Here is a 22,033-nt window from a genome sequence, read left to right as displayed (position 1 = left end):
CCCACCGGTCACGCCAGCAGGACCGGGCGGTCGAGCAGGGACACCCGCACCCGGGTGCCGGCGGTCAGCGTCGCCCCGCGGTGGCTGGCGACGTCGGCGAGCAGTTCCGAGCCGTCCGGCCGGGCCAGCCGCAGCCGCGTCGACGCGCCGTAGAAGGTCGCGGCCGTGACGGCCGTGTCGCCGTCGGAGTCCTCGTGCACCAGCACGGCCTCGGGGCGCGCGAGCACGGTCACCGGACCGGTACCCGGCCACTGCCCGTCGCAGGCCAGGGTCTGCTCGCCCACCCGGACGGTGCCGCGGTCCACGGCGACCGCCGGGATGTGGTTCATCGTGCCGACGAACTCGGCGACGAACGGCGTGGCCGGACGCCGGTACACCTCACTCGGCGGCGCGCACTGCTCGAGCCGGCCGGCCCGCATCACCGCGACCCGGTCCGCGATGGCGAGGGCCTCCTCCTGGTCGTGGGTGACCAGCAGGGTGGTCACGCCCAGATCCAACTGGATCCGGCGGATCTCCTCCCGCAGCTGGTAGCGGACCTTGGCGTCGAGCGCCGAGAGCGGCTCGTCGAGCAGCAGCACGCGGGGCGCGATCGCCAACGCCCGTGCCAACGCCACCCGCTGCTGCTGCCCGCCGGAGAGCTGGTGCGGGAACTTGGCGACGTGGTCGGCCAGGCCCACCAGCTCGAGGAGTTCGCGGGCCCTGGCGAGCCGTCCGCGACCCCGCTCGCTGCGACCCCGCAGCCGGAGCCCGAACGCGACGTTGTCCTGGGCACTCATCGTGGGGAACAGGCTGTAGGACTGGAAGACCATCCCCATGTCCCGACGGTTGGCGGGCAGGCCCGCCGCGTCGGACCCGCCGACCAGTACCTGCCCGCGGTCCGGCCGGTCGAAACCGGCCAGGATCCGCAGGGCGGTGGTCTTGCCGCAGCCGGACGGCCCGAGCAGCGCCACCAGCTCACCCGGGGCCACGTCGAGGTCCAGTCCGTCCAGTGCGTTGACGGCGCCGAAGGTGCGGCGAACTCCGACGAAACTGACTGCGGTGCCCTCGTTCTCGGTTCGGAGGTTCGGGTTCGTCATGGCTTTGCCTTTCGTGTTCGGCCGGCGACCGCCACCACGATCAGCAGCAGCGCCCAGGTGAAGGCCAGGCTGAGCAGCGCCAGCGCCACCTGCAGTTGGCCGTCGGTGGCGCCGGACTGGGCCAGCCACACCGGGAAGGTCGGGAAGATGAGGATTTTCGCGATCGTGTACTCGCCCATCACCAGTGCGAAGGCCAGAAAGCCCGCGTTGAGCAGCGACGTCCGCAGGGCCGGGAGCACGACCCGCCACAGCACCGTCGGCCAGCGGGCGCCCAGGTTCAGCGCCGCCTCCACCAGGACAGTCACCTTCGAGCCGCGGAGCCCCGCGTCGAGGCTGCGGTAGGTGAACGGCAGGGCGATCACCACGTACATCAGCGCGAGCACCAGGGGCAGGGACTGGTTCTGCAGCGCGGTGAACGCGGCGGAGACCTCGACGAACTCGCTGCCGTTGCCCCAGCCGAGCACGCCGCGGACGCCGACGACGAGGGCCACCGGCGGGATCACCAGCGGCAGCAGCGAGAACACCTCGACGTAGGGCCGGGCCTTCGGCAGCCGCAGGTGCACCAGCAGCATCGTCGGCAGCATCAGCGCCAAAGTGATTGCCACCGCAATCAATCCGAGCAGCAACGAACTCGTCATCGAGTCCACGAAGCCGGCCGCGGTGAAGATCCGGGTGTACGCCGCCAGGGAAGGCCCGTCGACGCCGTCCACGGTGAACCAGAAGGCCACCAGGACCGGGCCGAGGAAGTACAGCCCGGCCAGCCCGAGGACCACTCCGCGCCAGCGGCGCACCGGCGGCGCGTTCCGCCCGGCCCGGCCGACCGGTCGCGGCGGGGCCGGCGCACGCATCGGCGCCCCCGCTGTCCGGGGCGCCGCGCTCGGCGTCACCGGCGCGTCGATCACTGCAACCATCGCGAACTCCTCCGCTGCATCAGTTGGTAGAGCAGGGTCAGCGGGACCACCACCACGATCATGGACAGGGCCAGCGCCGCGCCCAGGTTCTCCTGCCCGGCGAGGACGTTCCCCGACAGCGCGGCGTCGATCCGCAGCGGCGTGATCGCCAGGGTGCCGTTGGTGAGCGCCTCCGCGGTCGCGTACGAGGAGAAGGCGGTGCAGAACAGCAACGCGACGGCGCCGAGGAAGTGCGGGAGCAGCGCGGGGCCCGCGACGTGCCGCCAGTACTGCCAGCCACGCGCCCCGAGCCCCTCGGCCGCCTCCCGCCACTCGGGGCGCAGGCCCTCGATCGCCGGGGTGATGACGAGGACCATCAGCGGGATCAGGAAGTACAGGTAGACGAACTGGACCCCGCCCCGCGAGTACAGGTCCAGGCCCAGGTCGTCGCGGAGCGAGAGCCCCAAGTTCTCCTCCACGAAGACGGTGAGCACGCCTGCGTTCCCGATCGCCGCGACGAACAGGAAGGCCAGGGGCAGCCCGCCGAAGTTCGCGAGCACCGCCGCGCTGGTGGAGACCAGCTTCTGCAGCAGCCCGCCCCGGCTGGTGGCCACCGCGTAGGCGAGCGCCGCGCCGAGGACGGCGGCGAGCACCGCGCACACCAGCGACATCGTGGCGCTGTTCCACAACGCGTCGAGGTAGGCGCCGCCGAGCGCGGACGTCATGTTCGCGAGGCCGAACGCGCCGGTGCCCGCTTCGCCGCGCACCCGGAACGCGGAGTACCCGATGACCACGGTGGGCAGCAGGAAGAACACCCCCACGTAGCCGAAGAACGGCGCCAGCCCCAACCAACTCCACCGTGGGCCGGGGCGGCGCACGGCAGTCCCGGATCGCACTACTGGACCGCGCTCGCCCACGTCTGCGTCATGGTCTCCTTCGCCGCGGTTGCCTGTGCATCCGTGGGGAATTCGGCCTTGACGTCGACGGTGGGCAGGTGGTCGGCCAGGGCCGGGTCGACGGTGCCTGCGGCCGTCATGGCCGGCAGCCGCGCCGGGCGCGCGTAGCCCGCGAGGTAGCCGTTCTGGCCCTCGTCGCTGTAGAGGTACTCCTGCCACAGCCGGGCGGCGGCCGGGTGCGGGGCGGTCGCGCTGACCGCCTGCGCGTAGTACGAGCCGATGGTCGCGTCACCCGAGACGGCGACGGTCCAGCGCACCCCGGCGTTCGCGAGGTCCTCGGTCTTCGCCGCGTTGAGGTAGTCCCAGTCGACGACGATGGGGGTCTCGCCCGACTCGATCGTCGCAGCGGTCGCCTTCACCGGCACGTAGTTCCCGCTGGCCTTGAGCTCGCCGAAGTAGTCGATGCCCGGCGCGATGTCGTCGAGCGAGCCACCGTTGGCCAGCGCCGCGGACCACACCGCCATCAGGGCCGAGTTGCTCTTGAGGGGATCGCCGGTGAGTGCGACCTTGCCGCGGTACTCGGGCTTGGCCAGGTCCGCGAACGAGGCCGGGCACACCGTCACCTTTGCGGCGTCGCAGCCGATCGAGATGTATCCGCCGTAGTCGGCGTACCAGGTGCCGTCGGGCGACTTCTGCGACTCGGGGATGTCGTCCCAGGTCGCCACCCGGTACGGCGCGTAGAGGCCGTCCTGGGCGCCGCTGATCGCGAAGGCGGTGCCGACGTCGACCGCGTCGGGCGCCCGGTCCTGACCCTTGAGGGACTTGATCGCGTTGACCACGTCGGAGCTGCTGGCCTCCGGATTGTCGACGGTCACGGCGATGCCGTACTTCGCGGCGAAGCCGTCCAGCAGGGCGCCGTATCCCGCCCAGTCTCGCGGCAACGCAATGAGATTGAGGCTTCCTTCCGCCTTCGCCGCGGCGACCAGCGCGTCCATGCCGCCGGCCTCGGTGACCGAGGTGGCGGCGGCAGCGGCCGCGGGTGACGCGACCGCGTCGGCCTTCTTGGTGCAGGCGGCCGAGCCGAGGACCACGGCCCCCGCGACGAGAATGAGGCCCGCGTTGCGAATCGATGTTCTGCGCACGTTTGTCCGACTCCAGGGTGAGGGGAACCCGGCCGCTGCGACCCGAGCGGCCGATCGGGACCGACTCTGTACGCACAAGTTGTATAGCCAAGAGACCCGTCGGGACCTCCGGGTGAACGCCGCCTGAACGACTGACACGGTTCGGCCGACCCCCGGGAATATCTCCGAACCCACGGTGTTGAGCTACAGTGAACTAGTTGAATCATCAACTACTGAGCCGGAGGAGCATCCCATGCCTGCCGTGACCGTCGACCACATCCTCGACCTGCCCCGCATCGCCGCGCCCGCACCCGACGCGACGGCCCGGCCGGTGCTCGGTGTCTCCACCGCACCGGTCGGCTACGAGGGCGAGGGCTTCCCGGTACGCCGCGCCTTCGCCGGCATCGACCTCAAGCACCTCGACCCGTTCATCCACATGGACCAGATGGGCGAGGTCAACTACGCCCCCGGCGAGCCCAAGGGCACCCCGTGGCACCCGCACCGCGGCTTCGAGACAGTGACCTACATGATCGACGGGATCATGGAGCACCAGGACTCCAACGGCGGCGGCGGCACCATCGGCGGCGGCGACACCCAGTGGATGACGGCAGGCGGCGGGATCCTGCACATCGAGACCCCGCCCGAGCACCTGGTGCTGAGCGGCGGCCTGTTCCACGGCGTCCAGCTGTGGGTGAACCTGCCCCGGGCCGACAAGATGGCCGCGCCCCGCTACCAGGACATCACCGGCGCCAAGGTCGCCCTGCTCTCCAGCCCCGACGGCGGCGCGCTGGTCCGCGTCATCGCAGGCGAGGTCGACGGCCATGCCGGACCGGGCTCGACCTACACCCCGATCGCCCTGGTGCACGCCACCATCGCACCCGGCGCCAGCCTGACCCTGCCGTGGGACCCCGAGTTCAACGCACTCGCGTACGTACTGGCCGGCGACGGACTGGTCGGCACCGAGCGTCGCCCCGTCCACAGCGGCCAGATGACCGTCTACGGCCGCGGCGACACCCTCACGATCGCGGCCGCGGACACCCAGGACTCGCGGACCGAGTCGCTCGAGGTCTTCATCCTCGGCGGCCGACCGATCCGCGAACCCGTCGCGATGGCGGGCCCGTTCGTGATGAACACCCGGGCCGAGGTCATGCAGGCGTTCGAGGACTTCCAGGCGGGTCGGCTCGGCTCCGTCCCCGCCGCCCACGAGACGCTGAGCTGACACCGATGGCCGAGGTGGTGGTTCAACGCGCAGGCGAGCGCAGGCACCTCAGGTACGGCTGGCTCGACTCACGGCACAGCATGCCCGTCGCGGGCAACTTCGACCCCGCGGAGTACGGGCACGGGCTGCTGGTGGTCAACAACGAGGACATCGTCGACGCCGGCGAGGGCTTCGACACCCACCAGCACCGGGACGCGGAGATCGTCACCTGGGTGCTCAGCGGATCGCTGGTCCACCAGGACTCCGAGGGGAACTCGGGTGTGGTTTACCCCGGTCTCGCGCAGCGGATGAGCGCGGGCCGGGGCATCGACCACTCCGAGCGCAACGACCGGATTCGCACCGACGGGACGCGTGCCACCGAACCGGTCCACCTGGTGCAGATGTGGGTTCCACCGGACGAGTTCGGCATCGAGCCGAGCTACCAGGAACTGCCGATCGGCGACGAGCTCGACGCCGGCGCGCTCGTCGTGGTCGCCTCCGGCCTGCCCCGGCACCGGAACGACGCCGCCATCGGGCTGCGAAACCGGAAGGCGGGCCTGCACGCCGCGCGGCTGCGGCCGGGCGGTTCGGTCACGATTCCCGACGCGCCGTTCGGGCACGTGTTCGTGGCCCGCGGCGTGGTGGACGTCGAGGGTGTCGGCCCTGTCTCCCACGGTGATTCGGTGCGGCTGACCGGAACCGGCGGGCAGCGGCTGACGGCAACCGAGGACGCCGAGGTACTGATCTGGGAGATGCATGCCGGGCTCGGTTCCCGACTACGGAGCTAGGCTCCGCCGTCACCCGCGCCCGCGGATCCGAACCGGATCAGGGCCGCTCGAACAGGTCCACGGCCGTCGTGGCGCGGTCGTTGGGCAGTTCCTCGGCGATGTACTTGCCGGTGCGCAGCCATCCCCCTCGCAGTGCCGAGCCAAGCCAGTTGTCAAGGGCAGCTTGCGTTTCGAAGCGAAGTACGATCACGCACACGTCCGAGACGCTGCTCTCCTTGAGCCACCCACCGCCGAGGAAACCGGGGAAGATCCGGGCCAGGCCGAGGCCGCTCTGAATCCAGTCGGCGAACTCGTCGTCACGGCCCGACTTGATCCGGCGCACGATCGTGGTCGTCACGTTCGCGGCGGCGCCTTCGGCCACCACCTCAGCGGTGTCGTCCGCTCCGACGCCCTCGGTGTTGCTCACTAGTTCCCGCCTCGGCTCCCGCGCACAACCACGCCATGCGACCTACTCAAAATACCAGCGCAACGGCCACCGGCGGTGCCGCGAAACTCGGACGGTACGGCGACAGGATCGCGGTCCTTCCGGAGCTCCTCCGTACCCTGGAACCCAGACACCACGAGGGAGGACCCCACCATGACGGCACCGACCACACCGCATGTCGACATCCGCCGCGCCGACGACCGGCTCGCCTCGCGGATCTCCTGGCTGGACTCCAAGCACTCCTTCTCCTTCGGCCAGCACTACGACCCCGACAACACCCACCACGGCGTGCTGCTGGTCAACAACGACGACATCGTCTTGCCCGGTGAGGGTTTCGACACCCATCCGCACCGCGACATGGAGATCGTCACCTGGGTGCTGCGCGGTTCGCTGGTGCACCAGGACTCGATCGGGCACTCCGGCGTCATCTATCCCGGTCTGGCCCAGCGGATGACCGCAGGCTCGGGAATCCTGCACTCGGAGAAGAACGACTCCTGGCGACTGCCCGGCTCGCCGCACGCCGAGCACGCCGAGCCGGTCCGCTTCGTCCAGATGTGGGTGCTGCCGGACGAATCCGGCATCACCCCCGGGTACGAGCAGCTCGAGATCGACGACGAACTGATGCGCGGCGGCCTGGTGCCGGTCGCGTCGGGGATGCGCAAGCACCGCGGCCAGGCGGCCATCGGTATCGCGAACTCGCAGGCCGCGATGTACGTCGCGCGGATGCGGGCCGGCGACACCGTCGCGCTGCCGGAGGCCCCGTACCTGCACCTGTTCGTCGCGCAGGGCGAGGTGACGCTCGAGGGCGCGGGCATCCTGTCCGAGGGCGACGCGGTCCGGTTCAGCGCGACCGGCGGGCAGCGACTCAGCGCGGCGCAGCCCGCCGAGGTGCTGGTCTGGGAGATGCACGCGCGCCTCGGCGGTTAGCCCCGACCGTCCCATTCGATTCCGCGGCGTCCCGCCAGGCGAGACCCTGAACTACTCGACACCGTCGCGGGCTGCTATTGAGATTCCATGACCACACCCGCAACCCGCCCGCGTGGAGTCGACCCCCTGAACACGATGATGGGCGTCCGCGTGCTCGACATGTCCCCCGCGGGCACCGACCTGGAGGCCGCGATCGGCCCCCGATTCCACGACCATCGCGGGCAGTCCGGCATGGCCTCGGTCGGCGTGCTCGCCGACTCCGCCGTCGCCGGCGCGTTCTACGCCTCGCTCCCTCCGGGCCACCGGACCGTGGTCTCGCAGCTCACGGCCGCGGTCGCCGCCCCGCTGCCCGCCACCGGCCTGGTCACCTCCCGGGCCCGCACCGAGCACCTCGACCTCGATGCCGGCACCGGCCTGTCCGCCGGACGGGTCGCCACCGACGGCGTCACCGCGGTGCGCCTGCTGGCCCGCAGCGTCATCGTGACGCGCGCCGCACAGAACGAGGTGCACCTCGCGGCGGGCCCGACCCTGGTGGTCCCGGCCCCGGAGCCTGCGGATCCGGAGTCCCTGGCCGGACTCGACGGTCGCGCCGTCGTGACCGGCATCGCCGCCGGCACCCTCCCCCGCGGACCCCTCCCGGGGTTGATCGGGCTGGAGGTCGAGTCCGTCGGGGAGACCACCGTCTCCGCCCGATTCGCGCCGACCCCGTGGATGAGCAATCAGATCGGTTCGGTGCAGGGCGGCATCCTCTTCGCCGCCGCGGCCCTGACCAGCGGGTTGAACGCGCAGGCACTGACCGCCGTCGGGCAGTCGTACCGGCTGCTGGACCTGAAGATCGACTTCATCCGGTCCCCCGCCGTCGACGGACCGCCGATCCGCGTCGAGGCCGAGGTGGTACGGGCCGGACGCCGGATCGTGCTGATCGAGACCCGACTGCTCGACGCCGACGGACACCTGCTCGCCCGCACCGGTTCCAGTGCCCAACTCGAGTGAGGACCACCCGGGTGATAGACAAGGCCGCATGACCGCGACGGAAACCCTGCGCCTGGATCGTCTCAACGAACTGATGGATGTGCGGGCCCTCCACCTCGAGCCCGGCTCGGTGCGTTTCGAGCAGGAGTTGGGCCCCCGCTTCCACGACCACCGCGGGCGCACCGTCCTCGGCTCGATCGGCGTGCTCGTCGACGCGGTCCCCGGCGGTGCGGTCGGCACGTCGATGCCGGCCGGCGCCTCGGTGGTGCTCTCCCAGATCACGGCCGCGATGGCCGCACCGCTCCCGGCCTCCGGCGCGATCGTGGCCCGCGGACAGGCCGTACACCTCGACCTCGAGACCGGAACCGGGCTCGCCACGGGCGAGATGGTCGGGCCGGACGGCCAGGTAGCAGTGGCCCTGCAGTCCCGCGGCATGGTGGTCACCCGACCGGCCACCCACACCGAGGCGATCGCCCGGGGCGAACGCCTGCCCGTACCCGCCGCGGAACCCGTCACCGACGCGGCCGAGTTCGCCGGGCTCGCCGGCCTCGACGTCGTCGCCGGGATCCAGGCCGGGCGGATCGCCCGGGGACCCCTCGCCGGACTGCTGGACGTGGACCTCGTCGACATCGAGAAGGGTCGGGTGGCAGGAGAATTCGCGCCGCGCGAGTGGATGAGCAATCCGCTCGGGTCGATTCAGGGCGGCGTCCTGGTCTCCGCCGCGGACCTGCTGACCGGGCTCGCCGGGCAAAGCCTGACCGCACCCGGTCAGGACTACCGGACGCTGGACCTGCGGATCGACTTCGTCCGCTCCCCCGCCGTCGACGGCCCCCGGATCAGCGCCGAGGCCACGGTGGTGCGGGCCGGACGCCGGCTCGCCCTCGTGGAGACCCGGCTCGTCGACCCGGCCGGCCAGGTACTGGTGCGCGCGGCCGCCAGCATTCAACTGGTCTGACCACGCGCCCGTCCCGCCGAGGGACCGGGCGCCGGGCCACCGCGGCGGAACCGGACGAATCGGCCGGGCGCGGACTATCCTGCAGGGGCGATCAGATTCGGCGTTCACGGTTTCGATCGAGGAGAGACGATGACTCAGCCCCCTCAGCCACCGAACGGCCCGCAACCGGGCGACGAACCGCCGTCGGCGGATCAGCCCGGGTCTCAGCCCGGCGGCCAGCCGAACTACCCGCAGTACCAGCCCCCGTACCCGGGTCCCCCGCAACCGCCGGGGCAGCAGTACCCCGGCCAGCCACCCCAGTACCCCGGACAGCCCTACCCGGGACAACCGCAGCAATCCGGCCAGCCCTACCCGGGACAGCAGCAGCAACCCGGCCAGTATCCGGGCCCGTCCTATCCCCCCCAGCCGTACCCCGCCCAGCCCTACCCCGCCCAGCCCGGCGCCCAGGCCCCGCAGAACGGCGCGGGCATCGCCGCCCTGATCGTCGGAATCCTGGCCCTGGTGACCTCGTGGACCGTCGTCGGCGGCGTGGTGCTGGGCATCCTCGCGGTGATCCTCGGATTCGTCGGCCGCTCGCAGGTCCGCAAGCAGCGCGCGACCAACGGCGGCATGTCGCTGGCGGGCATCCTGCTCGGCGTGCTCGCGGTGATCGTCTCGATCGTCCTGGTGGTTGTGGGCGTCGGCCTGTTCAACAAGGTCGGCGGACGGGATTTCGTCGACTGCATGCGCGACGCAGGCAGCAGCGAACGAGCCCAGCAACGCTGCGTGGACGAGTTCCAGCAGAACGTCGAAGACCGATTCTCGGTGACCCTGGAGACTCCCCCGGTCGTCCCGCCGCGCTGACCTCACCGCCGACTGCCGGCAACCTCGCTGCGACCGGACAGGTCCGTCACAGCCTTCTCCCAGCCTGCCCCGCGACGGTGGACGCAACAGCGAGACGGGAGACAGCGTGAACAAGGACATCGAACGCAGCCGGGCCCGGGTCAGTCGGCGCCGTGCCCTGGCCCTCGGTGGCACGGTCGGGCTCAGCGGGTTCCTGGCGGCCTGCGCGGGCAACGGCGCGTCGGGCGGCGGCTCCACCACCGGCACCCCCGGCACGGGCGCCTCCACCGCGGCCGCCGCGACGGCCGCCGGCGACGACGTGATGGCACTGCTGGCCCGGGCCCCGCAGTGCGTGGCCAGCAAGGAGGAGACGCAGGGACCGTACTGGTTCGATGTCGACTCGATCCGCAGCGACATCCGGGAGGACCGGCCCGGCACCACCTTCGAGCTGGCGATCCGGGCACAGGACAGCGCCACCTGCACCCCCGACGGTGGCGGAGGCACGGCCAACGCCGTGGTCGAGATCTGGCACTGCGACGCCGGCGGGGTGTACTCCGGCTTCGAGTCGGGATCGCAGGCCTCGAACGGCGGACCCCCGGCCGGCGGCGGACCGGGCGGCCAGCCTCCGATGGGTGCGCCTCCGGCAGGCGGGCCGGGCGGCGCGGGTGGCCCGGCCGGCCCGGGCGGCCCGGGCGGCCCGGGCGGCGCCGGGTCCGGGGAGACCTCCGACGGCTCCTACAGCGTCGGCGACGGCGAGGCCACCACCACCGACGACGGCACGTACCTGCGGGGCGCGCAGGTCACCGACGCCAACGGGGTCGGCACCTTCACCACCATCTTCCCCGGCTGGTACATGGGCCGGACCACGCACATCCACCTCAAGGTGCACGTGGACAAGAAGACCGTGCTGACCACCCAACTGTTCTTCGACGAGGCACTGCTCGACGAGGTCTATGCCGGGACCCCGTACGACGAACACACCGGCCGCGAGAACAACAGCAGCAACGCCACCGACGGCATCTTCGACGAATCCGGCGTGGTGACCGTCGTCAAGACCGCCGACGGCTATCGCGGCGCCATCAACGTCGGGATCTAGGCACTTCGCGCCCGTGCGCGGTTGACGGGTCGTCCCCGGACCCGTTAACCGCGCACGAGCCGCGGAGCGGCCATGATGGAGGGCATGACGCGCTCCGGAATCGACCTCACCCACCTCGACACGGGCACCCGAGCCCAGGACGACCTGTTCGTCCACGTCAACGGACAGTGGCTGGACAGCTACGAGATCCCCGCCGACCGGGCGGTCGACGGCGCCTTCCGCACCCTCTACGACCAGGCCGAGGTCGACGTGCAGGCGATCATCACGGAATCGGCGGAGTCGGGGGGCGAGCCGGGCACCGACGCCCAGCGGATCGGCGACCTCTACAGCTCGTTCATGGACGCCGACGCCGCCGAGCGCGCGGGCCTCGAGCCGATCGCCGAGGAACTGGCCGCGGTCGACGCCGCCGCCGACCTCTCCGCGCTGGCGCGGCTGCTGGGCGAGCTCGAGCGGGTCGGTGTCGGCGGGGTCGTCGCCGGCTACATCGACACCGACGCCAAGGACTCCACCCGGTACCTGGCGCACCTGACGCAGTCCGGCATCGGCCTGCCCGACGAGTCCTACTACCGCGAGGACTCCTACGCCGACACCCGTGCGGAGTACCTCGCCCATGTGCAGGCAATGCTCGCCCTCGCCGGCCGACCCGACCCGGCGGGTGACGCCCAGCGCATCCTGGACCTCGAGACCTCGGTCGCGGCCGGACACTGGGACGTGGTCAAGCGGCGTGATGCCGAACTGAGCTATAACCTGGTGACGCTCGGGGACCTGATCCGCGACAACCCCGGATTCGACTGGGCCGCATGGGTGTCCGGATTCGGCGGCACGCCCGAGTCGTTCGCGGAGTTGGTGGTCCGGCAGCCCAGCTTCCTGACCGCGCTGACCGAGCAGTGGACCCAGCGCCCGCTCGACGAGTGGAAGGCCTGGCTGGCGTGGCGGGTGATCCACGCGCGCGCACCGTATCTCACCGAGGCGGTGGTGGCCGAGAACTTCGCCTTCTACGGCAAGGCGCTCACCGGCACCGAGGAGAACCGCGAACGCTGGAAGCGCGGCGTGACGCTGGTCCAGGACCTGCTCGGCGAGGCCGTCGGCAAGGTGTACGTCGAACGGCACTTCCCGGCCCAGGCCAAGGCCCGGATGCAGGAGTTGGTGGCGAACCTCCAGGAGGCCTACCGCCGCAACATCTCCGAGCTGGAGTGGATGGGCCCGGACACCCGTGAGGCCGCGCTGGCCAAGCTGGAGAAGTTCACCCCGAAGATCGGGTACCCCGACAAGTGGCGCGACTACTCGGGGCTGATGATCGCCGGCGACGACCTGGTGGGCAACTACCGCCGCGGTCACGCCGCCGAGCACGACCGCGACCTGGCCAAGCTCGGTGGCCCGGTGGACCGCGACGAGTGGTTCATGACGCCGCAGACGGTCAATGCCTACTACAACCCCGGGATGAACGAGATCGTCTTCCCCGCAGCGATTCTGCAGCCGCCGTTCTTCGACGCCGAGGCCGACGACGCCGCCAACTACGGCGGTATCGGCGCGGTGATCGGACACGAGATCGGGCACGGCTTCGACGACCAGGGCGCAAAGTACGACGGCGACGGCAACATGGTCGACTGGTGGACCGATGACGACCGCACCGAGTTCGGCAAGCGCACGACGGCATTGATCGAGCAGTACAACGCATTCGAGCCGAAGGCACTGCCCGGACACACCGTCAACGGCGAGTTCACCATCGGCGAGAACATCGGTGACCTCGGCGGCCTGTCGATCGCGTTGGCGGCCTACCAGATCGCGCTCGACGGCAACGAGGCCCCGGAACTCGACGGCCTGACCGGACTGCAGCGGGTGTTCTTCGGGTGGGCGCAGGTGTGGCGCACCAAGGCACGCGACGAGGAGGCCCTGCGCCGGCTCGCGGTGGACCCGCACTCGCCGCCGGAGTTCCGCTGCAACGGCGTGGTCCGTAACCTGGACACCTTCCACGACGCGTTCGACGTGGTTCCGGGCGACGCCCTCTACCTGGAACCCGAACGCCGCGTGCGCATCTGGTAGCGCAGACGGAGCGATCGCGGGAGCTGACGGGCGGATCGAGCCGGCCGTCAGCCCCGCGCGGCGCGCACCCGCCGATAGTCCCGCCCGTTCTGCTTGCCGTAGCGGACGGCGAACCGCTCGATCGCCCTGTCGAACACGGTCCCGCTGCCGAGGTACCCCGCGATCGCGACCGGGTCCCCGGTGCGGGCGTGGGCGCGGGCCAGCGAGCTCGCGCACACCCGCGCGTACACCCGCATGCCCTCCGGCCGCAGGGCCGTGGGGTCGAAACCGCCCTTCTTGTCCCGCAGCTGCCGGACGTAGAAGTCGCGGCCCAGCGGACCCGTCCCGGTGAACCAGCCGAGGAACGGATCGCTCGCACTCTGGATCAGGCGCTGCCCCTCGACCACCCGCTGCCCCTGGTCCCGGTACTCGACGCCCGCTACGTACGGCGCCAGCACCGATTCCTGCGCCTCCTTGATCTGGAGGAACAACGGGTCCTGGTTGGTGTCCCCGACGAACAGCACGATGAAGCACATGGTTCCGACGGACCCGACCCCCACCACCTTGCGCGCGATGTCCTGGAATCGGTACCGCATCACCAACTGTCGGCGGTCGCTCGCGAGGGTGTCCAGGTAGTTGGCGTAGGCGTCGAAGAGCATCTTCGTCGCCTCGGCGTGCCGGTCGCGCGGTAGCCGCACCACCAATGGCGGATCCTCCTTGATCCGCAGGCCCTCGCTGGTGACGGTCGCGAACCGGGTGAGGTTGTCCAGCGGGGTGTGCCGCTCCGCCTTCGCGAACACCGCCTCGGTGACGGCCACCTGCCGGGCAGTCATCTCCCGCTCCAGTTCACGCAGGTCGTCCACCTCGATCCGGGTGTACCAGATGTCGAGGGACGTCATGCCGGCCGCGCGCGCCATGGTCTCCCGGTACGCCTGCCCCACCACCCGGGCGGCCGCGCGCGCCTCCCGAGGTTCGTCACCGTTCTCGATCGACGCGACGAACACGGACGCCGCGAGCCGCTTGACGTCCCACTCGAAGGGGCCGCGGTGTACCTCGTCGAAGTCGTTGAGGTCGAACACCAGTCGCCGATCCGGGCTGGCGAAGAGTCCGAAGTTCGCCAGGTGGGCGTCGCCGCAGGCCGCGACCATCAGGTCGGTTCGCGGCCCGTGCCCGAGATCCCACGCCATGATCGCCGCCGATCCCCGCAGGAAGCTGAACGGCGAGGCCAGCATCCGCTCGTAGCGCAGCGGGACCAGCTCGGGCACCCTGTTGGCGTTCTGCCGGTCGAGGATCTCGACCGGGTCAGGTCGCTCGTCCGGCGGCGACCACTCCCCCAGCGACTCCCGCCGGATGGTGGCTCGCACGCGTTTCCCCCGTCGACGGCGAGCGTCGGCGGGTTCCGGCGGTTCGAACACGACGCCTGCCATCGGCCGATGGTACCGCCGTCGCGAGCGTCCCCGCAGCTAGACGGGACTGCGGCGAGACATGCGGGCGGTCAGACGGCGATGGGCCCGGCGGTGCTGATCCGCAGCGCCGCGACCAGCTCCCGGTACAGCGAGTCCGATCGCAGCAGTTCGGCGTGAGTGCCGCGGGCCCGGATCTGACCGTTCTCCATCACCAGGATGGTGTCGGCGTCGACCACGGTGGAGAGCCGGTGGGCGATGGTCACCACGGCGCTGTCCCTCGACAGCTCGCGGATCACGTCGTGGATCGCAGCCTCGGTCCGGCCGTCGATCTGCGCGGTGGCCTCGTCCAGCAGCAGGACGTCGGGCCGCCGAACAATCGCTCGGGCCAGCGCAATTCGCTGCCGTTGGCCACCTGAAATTGCGGTGCCGGACAGCTCACTGTCCAGTCCGTCGTCGAGGCTTCGGACCAACTCGTCGAGATGCACCGCGCGCAGCGCATCCCATACCTCCGCCTCGCTGGCCTCGGGGTGGGTGAACAGCAGATTCGAGCGCATGGTGCCCGGCACGATGGGCGTCTCCTGCTCCACGTACGCAAGCCGTGACCTGACCTGTTCGTAGGGCAAGTCGGAGTAGGGGACACCGTCGAGCAGGACATCACCATCCTCGGGATGCAGGAAGCGCAACAGGACGGAGAAGACGGTGGTCTTGCCTGCACCGGACGGACCGACGATGGCAGTGTGCCCACGCGCGGGTATCGCCGCGCTCACCGAACGCAAGGACGGGTCCGCCCCGGGGGCATACCGCGCCGTCACGTCGACCAGTTCGAGGACCGGCACGTGGGCTCCTGGCCGCAGCAACCGAACCTCGACGGCATTCGTCTCCTCCACCTCCATGCCCTGCACCTCCCGGATCCGGACTGCCGCAGCGATTCCGGCTTGAATCATGGAGAAGTTGCCGGTCAGCGCGGTCACGGGAGCGACCAACTGGAATGCGTACAGCAGGAAGGCAATCAGACTGGAGACGACCAGGGCTCCGGTACTCACCCGCCAGGCGCCGAGGGCCAGGACGCCGACAACGGCCAGTTGCAGACCGCCGCTGGACACCGCCCAGACCACCGCGGAGATCCGCGCAATACGAACACTGTGCAGCTGGGTTTCCTTGGCGTCGACGATGATTTGATCGACCTGACGACTCTCGGCGCGACTCGACTTGACCGTCCGAATCGCGCGCAGCGCGCCCTCCAGCACCCCACCCAGCCTGCCCACCGATTCCAATGCCTGCCGCTGCGTCTTGCCGATCAATGGCATCAGCAGGGCAGAGGACGCCCCGACAACCACCAGCGCACCCACCATGGTGGCCAGCAGGACGGGGTCGAGCAGTGCCATCAGGATCATGGTTCCGGTGATCGCCACGACGCCGTTGACGAGCTCGACCAGCGAGGAGGACGCAGCCTCGCGCAGCAGCAACGTGTCCGAGGTGACTCGAGTGACGAGTTCTCCGGACGGACGCTTGGTCACGCCGCCGACAGTCGCGCGAAAGAAGCTGCGCACCATGGATTCCCGTGCGTCATACACCACCCGGGCGGCAAGCGCACCCATCAGATTCAGCTGCGTGAATCCGACGAAGCCGGCGGCCACGAGAATGGAGACCAGGATGGTGACGGGCACGGCGATGCCTTCGCCCGCGCTCATCCGATCCAGGACCAGCTTGATCATCATCGGCATTGCAAGCCCTGTGGCCGTGAAGATCAGTCCCAGGAAGATGCCCAGCAGCAGTACCGCGCGGTGCGGACGAATGAACGACCACAGCAGTCGCACGTTCGGCCAGGACTCCGACGCAGTCGAATCAGTCATGTCCATCAGTGAACCATCAATGTCTCATTTATGTCGTGTTTTGTTCCAGATTGGATCTCGATGCTGCTACCGTCAGTCCATGTCCATAGATTCCGCTGTCGAATCAGGAACTCGGGCCAGGACGCGCCGCGCGATCCTCGACGCGGCGTTCCAAGTTCTGGGGCGGAACTCGGGCGCCTCACTCGCCGAGATCGCCGCCGAGGCGGAGGTGGGTCGGAGCACCCTGCACCGGTACTACCCCGAACGAGCCGACTTGCTGGTCGCACTGGGCCAGGACGCGCTCGACAACCTCGGCGCGGCGCTGGAACGGGCCCGCCCCACCGACGGGTCGGCGGACGCCGCGCTGCGCCGGATGAGCCACGAGTGCTTCGGCCTGGGACCGGTGATCACCCTCGTCTTCGGCGATCCCCACTCGCTGGCGAACCAGGAGTTCTGGGACCGTCTGGACACCATCGACGCCCCGCTGATCGCCCTGATCGAGCGCGGCCAGGACGAGGGCTCTATCGGAAGATCGCTCGAGGTCCGCTGGATCCGCAGGATGCTGTGGTGGACACTGCTCACCGGCTGGGAGAGCTTCGAGCACGAGGGCTACTCGCGGACCGAGGCCCTCGAGGCCATCGACAAGACCATCTCCGGGATCATCCGGGACTGAGCGGAATCCCTACCGGTTCCAGTCTCCGAGGCCGTCGTACCCGCTCAGGATGCCGCCGGTGGTGTTCTGCACGATCACCGGGTCGCCCTTCCTGGCGTTCTCGAAGTACCACCGTCCGTCCTCCGTACTCACGTTGAGGCAGCCGTGACTGACGTTCCGGTGACCCTGGTCGGCCACCGACCACGGGGCCGCATGGACGAATATCCCGCTGTAGGAGATCCGCGTGGCGTACTCCACGTAGGTCCGGTAGCCCTCCGGCGAATCCACCGGAACGCCGTAGGTGGACGAGTCCATGAACATCTCACGCACTCGCTCGCCGACGATGTAGGTGCCGTTGGGCGTCTCGTGACCGGCCTTGCCCATCGAGGTGGGCATCGTCCTGACCATCTCCCCGTTGCGCGTGACCACGATCTGCTTGGTGTTGTCGTCCGCGGTCGCGACCAGGGCGTCGCCGATCCGGAACGCCGATCGCGCACCGCCCGCCTCGACCACCACGTCGGTGTGTGCCGGCCAGAAGGCGTTCGGTCGCCACCGGACCTGACTGTCGTCGATCCAGTAGAAGTGGCCGTCCACCCGCGGCGTGCTGGTGATCCGGACGGCCCGCTCGGCCTGGGCGCGGTCGCCGATTCTCTCGTCGAACCGGATGACGATCGGCTGCGCGACGCCGACGACCTCCCCCTCGGACGGGTCCAGGCGGGGTGGGGAGAAGTTCGCGGGGCCCACCGGCGCGACCGGCGCCGGGGCGACGGGCACGGGCAGTCCGGGCACCTCGGGAAGCGTGAGACCCGGCAGCTCCGGCAGTTCGAGCACCGGCAGCTCGAGTCGGGGCAACTCCAGGCGGGGCGGCGGGGACGCCGGGACCTCGGGAAGCCGCAACTGGGGCAGCTGGGGTTGCGGCAGCGAGGGCAGCTCGGGTCCACCCGGGAACAGCGGCGCCGCCGACGCCGGAGCCATCAGTGTCGCCCCAGCCGTTACGGCACCCAGCATTGCGACGGCAATCCGACCAGACCAGCGCGACCGTGCAGTTCTCGTGGTGCTGCTCCCCGGGGCCCGGGTGGCCATCGTCAGACCACGCCGCTCCGCTTGGCCGCGGTGCGAACCTGCCACGCCGCCACCAGCAACAGGACGCCCTCGATGATCGCGAACACGCCGATCACCTTGATCAGCCCGATGATTCCGTCGCCGGGGAAGATCACCAGCACCAGACCGAACACCACCGCCACGATGCCTGCGACCAACAGCCAGCCCCAGTGGGCACCACCGGCCGAACGCACCTGGAACGCGCCGAGCACCTCGAGCACGCCGATCAGGATGGCCCAGAAACCGACCATGTAGACGAAGACGAGTGCGGTGATCTCCGGCCAGACCAGGACCGCGATACCGGCGGCCACCGAGACGACCGCGGCGAGCAGCCACCACATCCAACCGCTGGTGACCGAGCGGGCCGCCACCGCCCGGGCCGCCGTGACCAGGCCGTCGAGGATCCAGTAGATGCCGATCACGAAGACCAGCGCGTGCACGGTGACCTGCGGCCAGGCGAGCGCGACGATGCCGAAGACGATCGCGATGACGCCGCGCAGCACCACCGACCACCACACGTCCTTGCCGATCCGCAGGATGGCCTCATTGCTGTCGACGAGAGATCTGTCGGTCATCGCAACCTCCGAGTGTGAGCCTGTGCCAAAGACACCCAGACCTCGCGGCTGGGCGTGGTCTGGTGAGCCTACTTCTCGCGCGCCCGACCCGCGCGTGACGACACGGCGACCGACGGTGCCGCAGATCGCGGTGGTTGCCACAGCTCCGCAACGATGCGGCGAACTCGCAAGGGGTCCGTGTGAACGGCAAACTGTCGGAAGGCGACGGCGTTTCGGGGATCAGGCCGTCGATGTCTGTCACAGCTCGGCGTGTCCTTCTTCCCGAGAACCGGCGAAAGTGATGGGCCGGAACCACGGAGTCCACGTGTCCATCACGTTCACCTCCTCAGGGGCAGTACCCGCCGAGCCAGCAGGGTGCGTTGTCCCGGATCCAGTTGCGGATTGGGTCCGGGACGATGCCATAGGGCATGAGCCACCAGATCACGTTCATGTCGGATCGCCTACTGACAACTGAGCCGGAAGTCGCGCACGCAGGGGAACGTGTCGAACAGCCACTGTCTGGCATCCCACGGAATGAACCAGACGTACCAGAGCGTATCTCCCACGCGATCACCGCTTCGTCGTCCGGGCCCGACCCGTCTGGTCAACGCTAGACCTGTTCCGACTGGCGCAGAAGGTCCCGTTTCCCGTCCTCGCGAACGGGTCGAATCCCCTCCGTTCCGGAAACCCTTCTACCGTTGCCACTGGCAGACAGCCCAATTTCTGCAGGCGAAAAGACTAGGCATCGGAGAGAACGACGCCTGGGGAGGTCATCCGGCGAGTGCCGGGTGCGCTGGGTCCAGGTCAGTGCTCTGCGGACCCGTTCTTGCTGGTCCGGTCCCGGTCCCTGCTCGGCTGCACCCGCTTCGGCTCGCCCGGCATCTTCGGGTACTGCGGCGGGTACGGCATGTCCCCGAGCCCGTTCGAGGCGTCCCGCTCCGCCATCTCCAGCAGACCGTCGAGCGAGTACGCGACGGCGTCGATGCCCGCGGCCGGGTCGCCGCGCCGGGCGACCAGTTCGGGGACGGTGGCGATGGTGAAGTCGTCCGGTTCGACATCGGCGAGCTCCGCCCAGGTCACCGGCGTGGACACCGTCGCCCGCGGGGTCTTGCGCACCGAGTAGGCCGACGCGACCGTCTTGTCCCGGGCCGTCTGGTTGAAGTCGACGAAGATGCGGGCGCCGCGCTCCTCCTTCCACCAGGCGGTGGTCACCCGGGACGGGTCGCGGCGCTCGACCTCCCGCGCCAGCGCGATCACGGCGCGGCGCACCTCGATGAAGTCCCAGCGCGGTTCGATCCGGACGTAGACGTGCACCCCACGACCGCCGGAGGTCTTCGGGTAGCCCACCAACCCCAGCTCGTCGAGCAGCGGGGCCAGCACGTCCAGCGCCACCGCGCGGGCCTCGGCGAACCCGGTGCCGGGCTGCGGATCGAGGTCGATACGCAGCTCGTCGGGACGGTCCGGGTCGGCCGAGCGCACCGGCCACGGGTGGAAGGTCACGTTGCCCATCTGCGCGGCCCACACGATGTCGGCGGGGCTGCGCACCAGCAGGGCGTCGGCGGTGCGGCCGTTCGGGTTGGTGACGGTGCAGGTGCCGACGTACTCGGGCCGCTTGGCGGGGATCCGCTTCTGGTAGATCTCCTCACCCTCGATGCCGTCCGGGAACCGCTGCAGGTGCGTCGGCCGGTCCCGTAGGGCGGTCATGATGCCGCCCCCGTCGAAGAGCGCGATGGTGCGGTAGTACTCGACCAGGTGACGCTTGGTGCCGCCGTCGGCGCCCAGCTGCGGGAAGTAGATCTTGTCCGGGCTCGACAGCCGGACCGCGGTACCCGCAACGTCGAGTTCGACTGCGGCACCCGCACTTCCGGCGGCCATCAGGGCATCCTCAGTCGAGGCAGTGGCACCGTCTCGACGGGGATACCGGAGTCGAGTTCGTCCGCCAGGTGCCGCGCCCAGGCCCGCAGCCCGGCGACGTCGAGGGCGTGCGGCGGGTGCTCCTCGAAGACCCCGACCAGTTCGGCGCCGCGGCGAAGTTCCCGGGCCGCACCCGGCCCGTCCCCCACCGCGGCACCCAGTCCGGCGGCCAGCCGACCGAGGCCCTCCCACAGTTCGAGCTCGTCGGCGGGGGCGGTGCGCCAGGTGACCTCGAACAGCCGCTGCGCCTGCGCCGGGTCCCCGCCGTCGAGGAGCCGTTGCGCCTCGGTGACCACGGCACCGAGGTCGCCGGTCCCGGTCATGACGCGCCACCCGCCAGCACGTCGGTCAGGTCGTATCGCACGGGGACCTCCAGTTGCTCGTAGGTGCATTCACGCGGTTCCCGGTCGGGACGCCAGCGCAGGAACCGACCGGCGTGACGCAACCGGTCGCCCTCCATCTGGTCGTAAGCGATCTCCACCACCAGTTCCGGCCGCAGCGGCACCCACTGCCGGTCCTTGCCCGCCGCCCAGCGACTGGACTCGCCGTCGTGGACGACGTCCTCACCGAGCCGCAGCGGGTCGAGGATGGCCTGCAGCTCGATCCGCCTGGCCGCGGTGAAGGCCGAGGCGCCGCCGATGAAGTGCATCTCGTCACCGTCGTAGAGACCGAGCAGCATCGACCCGATGCCGGGCTGGCTCTTGTGCGGCCGGTAGCCGATCACCACGCAGTCCGCGGTGCGCGCATGCTTGACCTTGATCATCTCGCGCTTGTTCGGGAGATATTGTCCGGCAAGCTTTTTCGCGACCACTCCGTCCAGACCGGCGCCCTCGAACTTGGCGAACCACTCCTGTGCGAGGCTCGCGTCGGTGGTCGCCGTGGTGACGTGGCAGGACGGGCCGCCGCCCACCGCGTCGAGCAGCAGTTCCCGGCGCCGCGCGAACGGCCGGCCGGTCAGGTCGTCGTCACCGAGCGCCAGCAGGTCGAACCCCACCAACTGCGACGGCGTCTGCTCGGACAGCAACGTCACCCGGCTGGCCGCGGGATGGATCCGCTCGGACAGCGCCTCCCAGTCCAGCCGGGTGCGGCCGTCCACCTCTCGCGGCACCACCAGCTCGCCGTCGAGGACACAGCGGGCGGGGAGCTCCCGGCGGATCGCGTCGAGCATCTCGGGAAAGTACCGGCCGAGGTCCTTGCCGCTGCGGGAGCTGAGCACCACCTCGTCGCCGTCCCGGAAGACGATCGCCCGGAACCCGTCCCACTTCGGCTCGTACGACCACACCGGGTCCTGCCCGACGGGTTGTGCGGGCACGTCGACGGCGGCCTTCGCGAGCATCGGTTGCAGCGGCGGAGTCAACGGCAGATCCACGACCCCATACTTGCGCAC

Annotated in this window: 21 protein-coding genes; 9 read left to right on the top strand and 12 right to left on the bottom strand. The window is 70.2% G+C overall.

Annotated elements, in window-relative coordinates:
• Nucleotides 1-8: 8 nt before the first annotated feature.
• The 4 genes from ACFO6S_RS10225 to ACFO6S_RS10210 are packed head-to-tail and all read right to left on the bottom strand — an operon-like array spanning nt 9 to nt 4,004.
• The gene (locus ACFO6S_RS10225) at nt 9-1,076 is read right to left on the bottom strand and encodes an ABC transporter ATP-binding protein (RefSeq protein WP_378416571.1); all 1,068 of its coding nucleotides are present in this window, start codon (nt 1,074-1,076) and stop codon (nt 9-11) included.
• Nucleotides 1,073-1,987, bottom strand: a complete 915-nt coding sequence (locus tag ACFO6S_RS10220) for an ABC transporter permease (RefSeq protein ID WP_378416569.1) — start codon at nt 1,985-1,987, stop codon at nt 1,073-1,075. Before ACFO6S_RS10220 ends, ACFO6S_RS10225 begins: the two co-directional genes overlap by 4 nt.
• Nucleotides 1,975-2,814: an ABC transporter permease gene (locus ACFO6S_RS10215; protein WP_378416568.1), complete on the bottom strand. Its 840-nt coding sequence runs from the start codon at nt 2,812-2,814 to the stop codon at nt 1,975-1,977. Before ACFO6S_RS10215 ends, ACFO6S_RS10220 begins: the two co-directional genes overlap by 13 nt.
• A 47-nt stretch (nt 2,815-2,861) precedes the next feature.
• Nucleotides 2,862-4,004, bottom strand: a complete 1,143-nt coding sequence (locus tag ACFO6S_RS10210) for an ABC transporter substrate-binding protein (protein WP_378416567.1) — start codon at nt 4,002-4,004, stop codon at nt 2,862-2,864.
• Between the two features lie 232 nt (nt 4,005-4,236).
• Here ACFO6S_RS10210 and ACFO6S_RS10205 point away from each other — a divergent pair, with 232 nt between their 5' ends.
• Both ACFO6S_RS10205 and ACFO6S_RS10200 read left to right on the top strand, forming a co-directional pair.
• The gene (locus ACFO6S_RS10205; RefSeq protein WP_378416565.1) at nt 4,237-5,202 is read left to right on the top strand and encodes a pirin family protein; all 966 of its coding nucleotides are present in this window, start codon (nt 4,237-4,239) and stop codon (nt 5,200-5,202) included.
• Between the two features lie 5 nt (nt 5,203-5,207).
• Nucleotides 5,208-5,969, top strand: a complete 762-nt coding sequence (locus ACFO6S_RS10200; protein WP_378416563.1) for a pirin family protein — start codon at nt 5,208-5,210, stop codon at nt 5,967-5,969.
• A 37-nt stretch (nt 5,970-6,006) separates the two neighbouring features.
• Here ACFO6S_RS10200 and ACFO6S_RS10195 read toward each other — a convergent pair whose 3' ends face one another.
• A complete protein-coding gene (locus tag ACFO6S_RS10195) occupies nt 6,007-6,375 on the bottom strand; it encodes an antibiotic biosynthesis monooxygenase (RefSeq protein WP_378416561.1) in 369 nt (122 codons plus the stop codon).
• A gap of 171 nt (nt 6,376-6,546) precedes the next feature.
• Between ACFO6S_RS10195 and ACFO6S_RS10190 the strand changes: the two genes are divergently transcribed.
• The 6 genes from ACFO6S_RS10190 (at nt 6,547) to ACFO6S_RS10165 (ending at nt 13,208) form a co-directional block, all read left to right on the top strand.
• A complete protein-coding gene (locus ACFO6S_RS10190; RefSeq protein ID WP_378416558.1) occupies nt 6,547-7,320 on the top strand; it encodes a pirin family protein in 774 nt (257 codons plus the stop codon).
• Nucleotides 7,321-7,407: 87 nt separating this feature from the next.
• Nucleotides 7,408-8,313, top strand: a complete 906-nt coding sequence (locus tag ACFO6S_RS10185) for a PaaI family thioesterase (protein ID WP_378416556.1) — start codon at nt 7,408-7,410, stop codon at nt 8,311-8,313.
• A 28-nt stretch (nt 8,314-8,341) separates the two neighbouring features.
• Nucleotides 8,342-9,247: a PaaI family thioesterase gene (locus tag ACFO6S_RS10180; protein WP_378416554.1), complete on the top strand. Its 906-nt coding sequence runs from the start codon at nt 8,342-8,344 to the stop codon at nt 9,245-9,247.
• A gap of 129 nt (nt 9,248-9,376) precedes the next feature.
• Nucleotides 9,377-10,090, top strand: coding sequence for a DUF4190 domain-containing protein (locus ACFO6S_RS10175; RefSeq protein ID WP_378416552.1), 714 nt, complete (start codon nt 9,377-9,379; stop codon nt 10,088-10,090).
• A gap of 106 nt (nt 10,091-10,196) precedes the next feature.
• Entirely contained in the window at nt 10,197-11,165 is a 969-nt protein-coding gene (locus ACFO6S_RS10170; RefSeq protein WP_378416550.1) for a peptidase associated/transthyretin-like domain-containing protein, read from the top strand.
• A gap of 75 nt (nt 11,166-11,240) precedes the next feature.
• On the top strand, nt 11,241-13,208 hold the full coding sequence (locus tag ACFO6S_RS10165) for a M13 family metallopeptidase (RefSeq protein ID WP_378416926.1): 1,968 nt from the start codon (nt 11,241-11,243) through the stop codon (nt 13,206-13,208).
• A 47-nt stretch (nt 13,209-13,255) separates the two neighbouring features.
• On the opposite strand, the gene ACFO6S_RS10160 is transcribed toward ACFO6S_RS10165, so the two are convergent.
• Complete coding sequence (locus ACFO6S_RS10160) at nt 13,256-14,551, bottom strand: DUF2252 domain-containing protein (protein ID WP_378416548.1); 1,296 nt, start codon at nt 14,549-14,551, stop codon at nt 13,256-13,258.
• A gap of 131 nt (nt 14,552-14,682) precedes the next feature.
• Nucleotides 14,683-16,446, bottom strand: coding sequence for an ABC transporter ATP-binding protein (locus ACFO6S_RS10155; RefSeq protein ID WP_378416546.1), 1,764 nt, complete (start codon nt 16,444-16,446; stop codon nt 14,683-14,685).
• A gap of 79 nt (nt 16,447-16,525) precedes the next feature.
• Here ACFO6S_RS10155 and ACFO6S_RS10150 point away from each other — a divergent pair, with 79 nt between their 5' ends.
• Nucleotides 16,526-17,098 (top strand): TetR/AcrR family transcriptional regulator, encoded by a 573-nt coding sequence (locus tag ACFO6S_RS10150; protein ID WP_378416544.1) that lies wholly within the window; start codon nt 16,526-16,528, stop codon nt 17,096-17,098.
• 9 nt (nt 17,099-17,107) lie between these two features.
• Here the strand turns inward: ACFO6S_RS10150 and ACFO6S_RS10145 are convergent, their stop codons facing one another.
• The 5 genes from ACFO6S_RS10145 to ACFO6S_RS10125 form a co-directional block, all read right to left on the bottom strand.
• Nucleotides 17,108-18,160, bottom strand: a complete 1,053-nt coding sequence (locus ACFO6S_RS10145; protein WP_378416542.1) for a L,D-transpeptidase — start codon at nt 18,158-18,160, stop codon at nt 17,108-17,110.
• 2 nt (nt 18,161-18,162) lie between these two features.
• On the bottom strand, nt 18,163-18,753 hold the full coding sequence (locus ACFO6S_RS10140; RefSeq protein ID WP_378416540.1) for an HdeD family acid-resistance protein: 591 nt from the start codon (nt 18,751-18,753) through the stop codon (nt 18,163-18,165).
• Between the two features lie 783 nt (nt 18,754-19,536).
• Entirely contained in the window at nt 19,537-20,607 is a 1,071-nt protein-coding gene (locus ACFO6S_RS10135) for a DNA polymerase domain-containing protein (RefSeq protein ID WP_378416538.1), read from the bottom strand.
• Nucleotides 20,607-20,969 (bottom strand): DUF309 domain-containing protein, encoded by a 363-nt coding sequence (locus ACFO6S_RS10130; RefSeq protein WP_378416536.1) that lies wholly within the window; start codon nt 20,967-20,969, stop codon nt 20,607-20,609. Before ACFO6S_RS10130 ends, ACFO6S_RS10135 begins: the two co-directional genes overlap by 1 nt.
• Entirely contained in the window at nt 20,966-22,015 is a 1,050-nt protein-coding gene (locus ACFO6S_RS10125; RefSeq protein ID WP_378416534.1) for an ATP-dependent DNA ligase, read from the bottom strand. The genes ACFO6S_RS10130 and ACFO6S_RS10125 overlap by 4 nt, the downstream gene beginning before the upstream one ends.
• Between the last annotated feature and the right edge of the window lie 18 nt (nt 22,016-22,033).

Origin of the sequence: Rhodococcus kronopolitis (assembly GCF_042654025.1) — a bacterium.
Classification (GTDB): Bacteria; Actinomycetota; Actinomycetes; order Mycobacteriales; family Mycobacteriaceae; genus Rhodococcus_G; species Rhodococcus_G kronopolitis.
Note: the sequence above shows the minus strand (reverse complement) of the source record. Positions and strands in the feature narration are given on the sequence as shown.

Excerpts from the sequence above, each read along its gene's own strand:
- ACFO6S_RS10225 (WP_378416571.1), bottom strand. The coding sequence starts at position 1,076 with ATGACGAACCCGAACCTCCGAACCGAGAACGAGGGCACCGCAGTCAGT.
- ACFO6S_RS10220 (WP_378416569.1), bottom strand. The coding sequence starts at position 1,987 with ATGGTTGCAGTGATCGACGCGCCGGTGACGCCGAGCGCGGCGCCCCGG.
- ACFO6S_RS10205 (WP_378416565.1), top strand. The coding sequence starts at position 4,237 with ATGCCTGCCGTGACCGTCGACCACATCCTCGACCTGCCCCGCATCGCC.
- ACFO6S_RS10200 (WP_378416563.1), top strand. The coding sequence starts at position 5,208 with ATGGCCGAGGTGGTGGTTCAACGCGCAGGCGAGCGCAGGCACCTCAGG.
- ACFO6S_RS10190 (WP_378416558.1), top strand. The coding sequence starts at position 6,547 with ATGACGGCACCGACCACACCGCATGTCGACATCCGCCGCGCCGACGAC.
- ACFO6S_RS10185 (WP_378416556.1), top strand. The coding sequence starts at position 7,408 with ATGACCACACCCGCAACCCGCCCGCGTGGAGTCGACCCCCTGAACACG.
- ACFO6S_RS10180 (WP_378416554.1), top strand. The coding sequence starts at position 8,342 with ATGACCGCGACGGAAACCCTGCGCCTGGATCGTCTCAACGAACTGATG.
- ACFO6S_RS10175 (WP_378416552.1), top strand. The coding sequence starts at position 9,377 with ATGACTCAGCCCCCTCAGCCACCGAACGGCCCGCAACCGGGCGACGAA.
- ACFO6S_RS10165 (WP_378416926.1), top strand. The coding sequence starts at position 11,241 with ATGGAGGGCATGACGCGCTCCGGAATCGACCTCACCCACCTCGACACG.
- ACFO6S_RS10155 (WP_378416546.1), bottom strand. The coding sequence starts at position 16,446 with ATGACTGATTCGACTGCGTCGGAGTCCTGGCCGAACGTGCGACTGCTG.
- ACFO6S_RS10150 (WP_378416544.1), top strand. The coding sequence starts at position 16,526 with ATGTCCATAGATTCCGCTGTCGAATCAGGAACTCGGGCCAGGACGCGC.
- ACFO6S_RS10145 (WP_378416542.1), bottom strand. The coding sequence starts at position 18,160 with ATGGCCACCCGGGCCCCGGGGAGCAGCACCACGAGAACTGCACGGTCG.
- ACFO6S_RS10140 (WP_378416540.1), bottom strand. The coding sequence starts at position 18,753 with ATGACCGACAGATCTCTCGTCGACAGCAATGAGGCCATCCTGCGGATC.
- ACFO6S_RS10135 (WP_378416538.1), bottom strand. The coding sequence starts at position 20,607 with ATGGCCGCCGGAAGTGCGGGTGCCGCAGTCGAACTCGACGTTGCGGGT.
- ACFO6S_RS10130 (WP_378416536.1), bottom strand. The coding sequence starts at position 20,969 with ATGACCGGGACCGGCGACCTCGGTGCCGTGGTCACCGAGGCGCAACGG.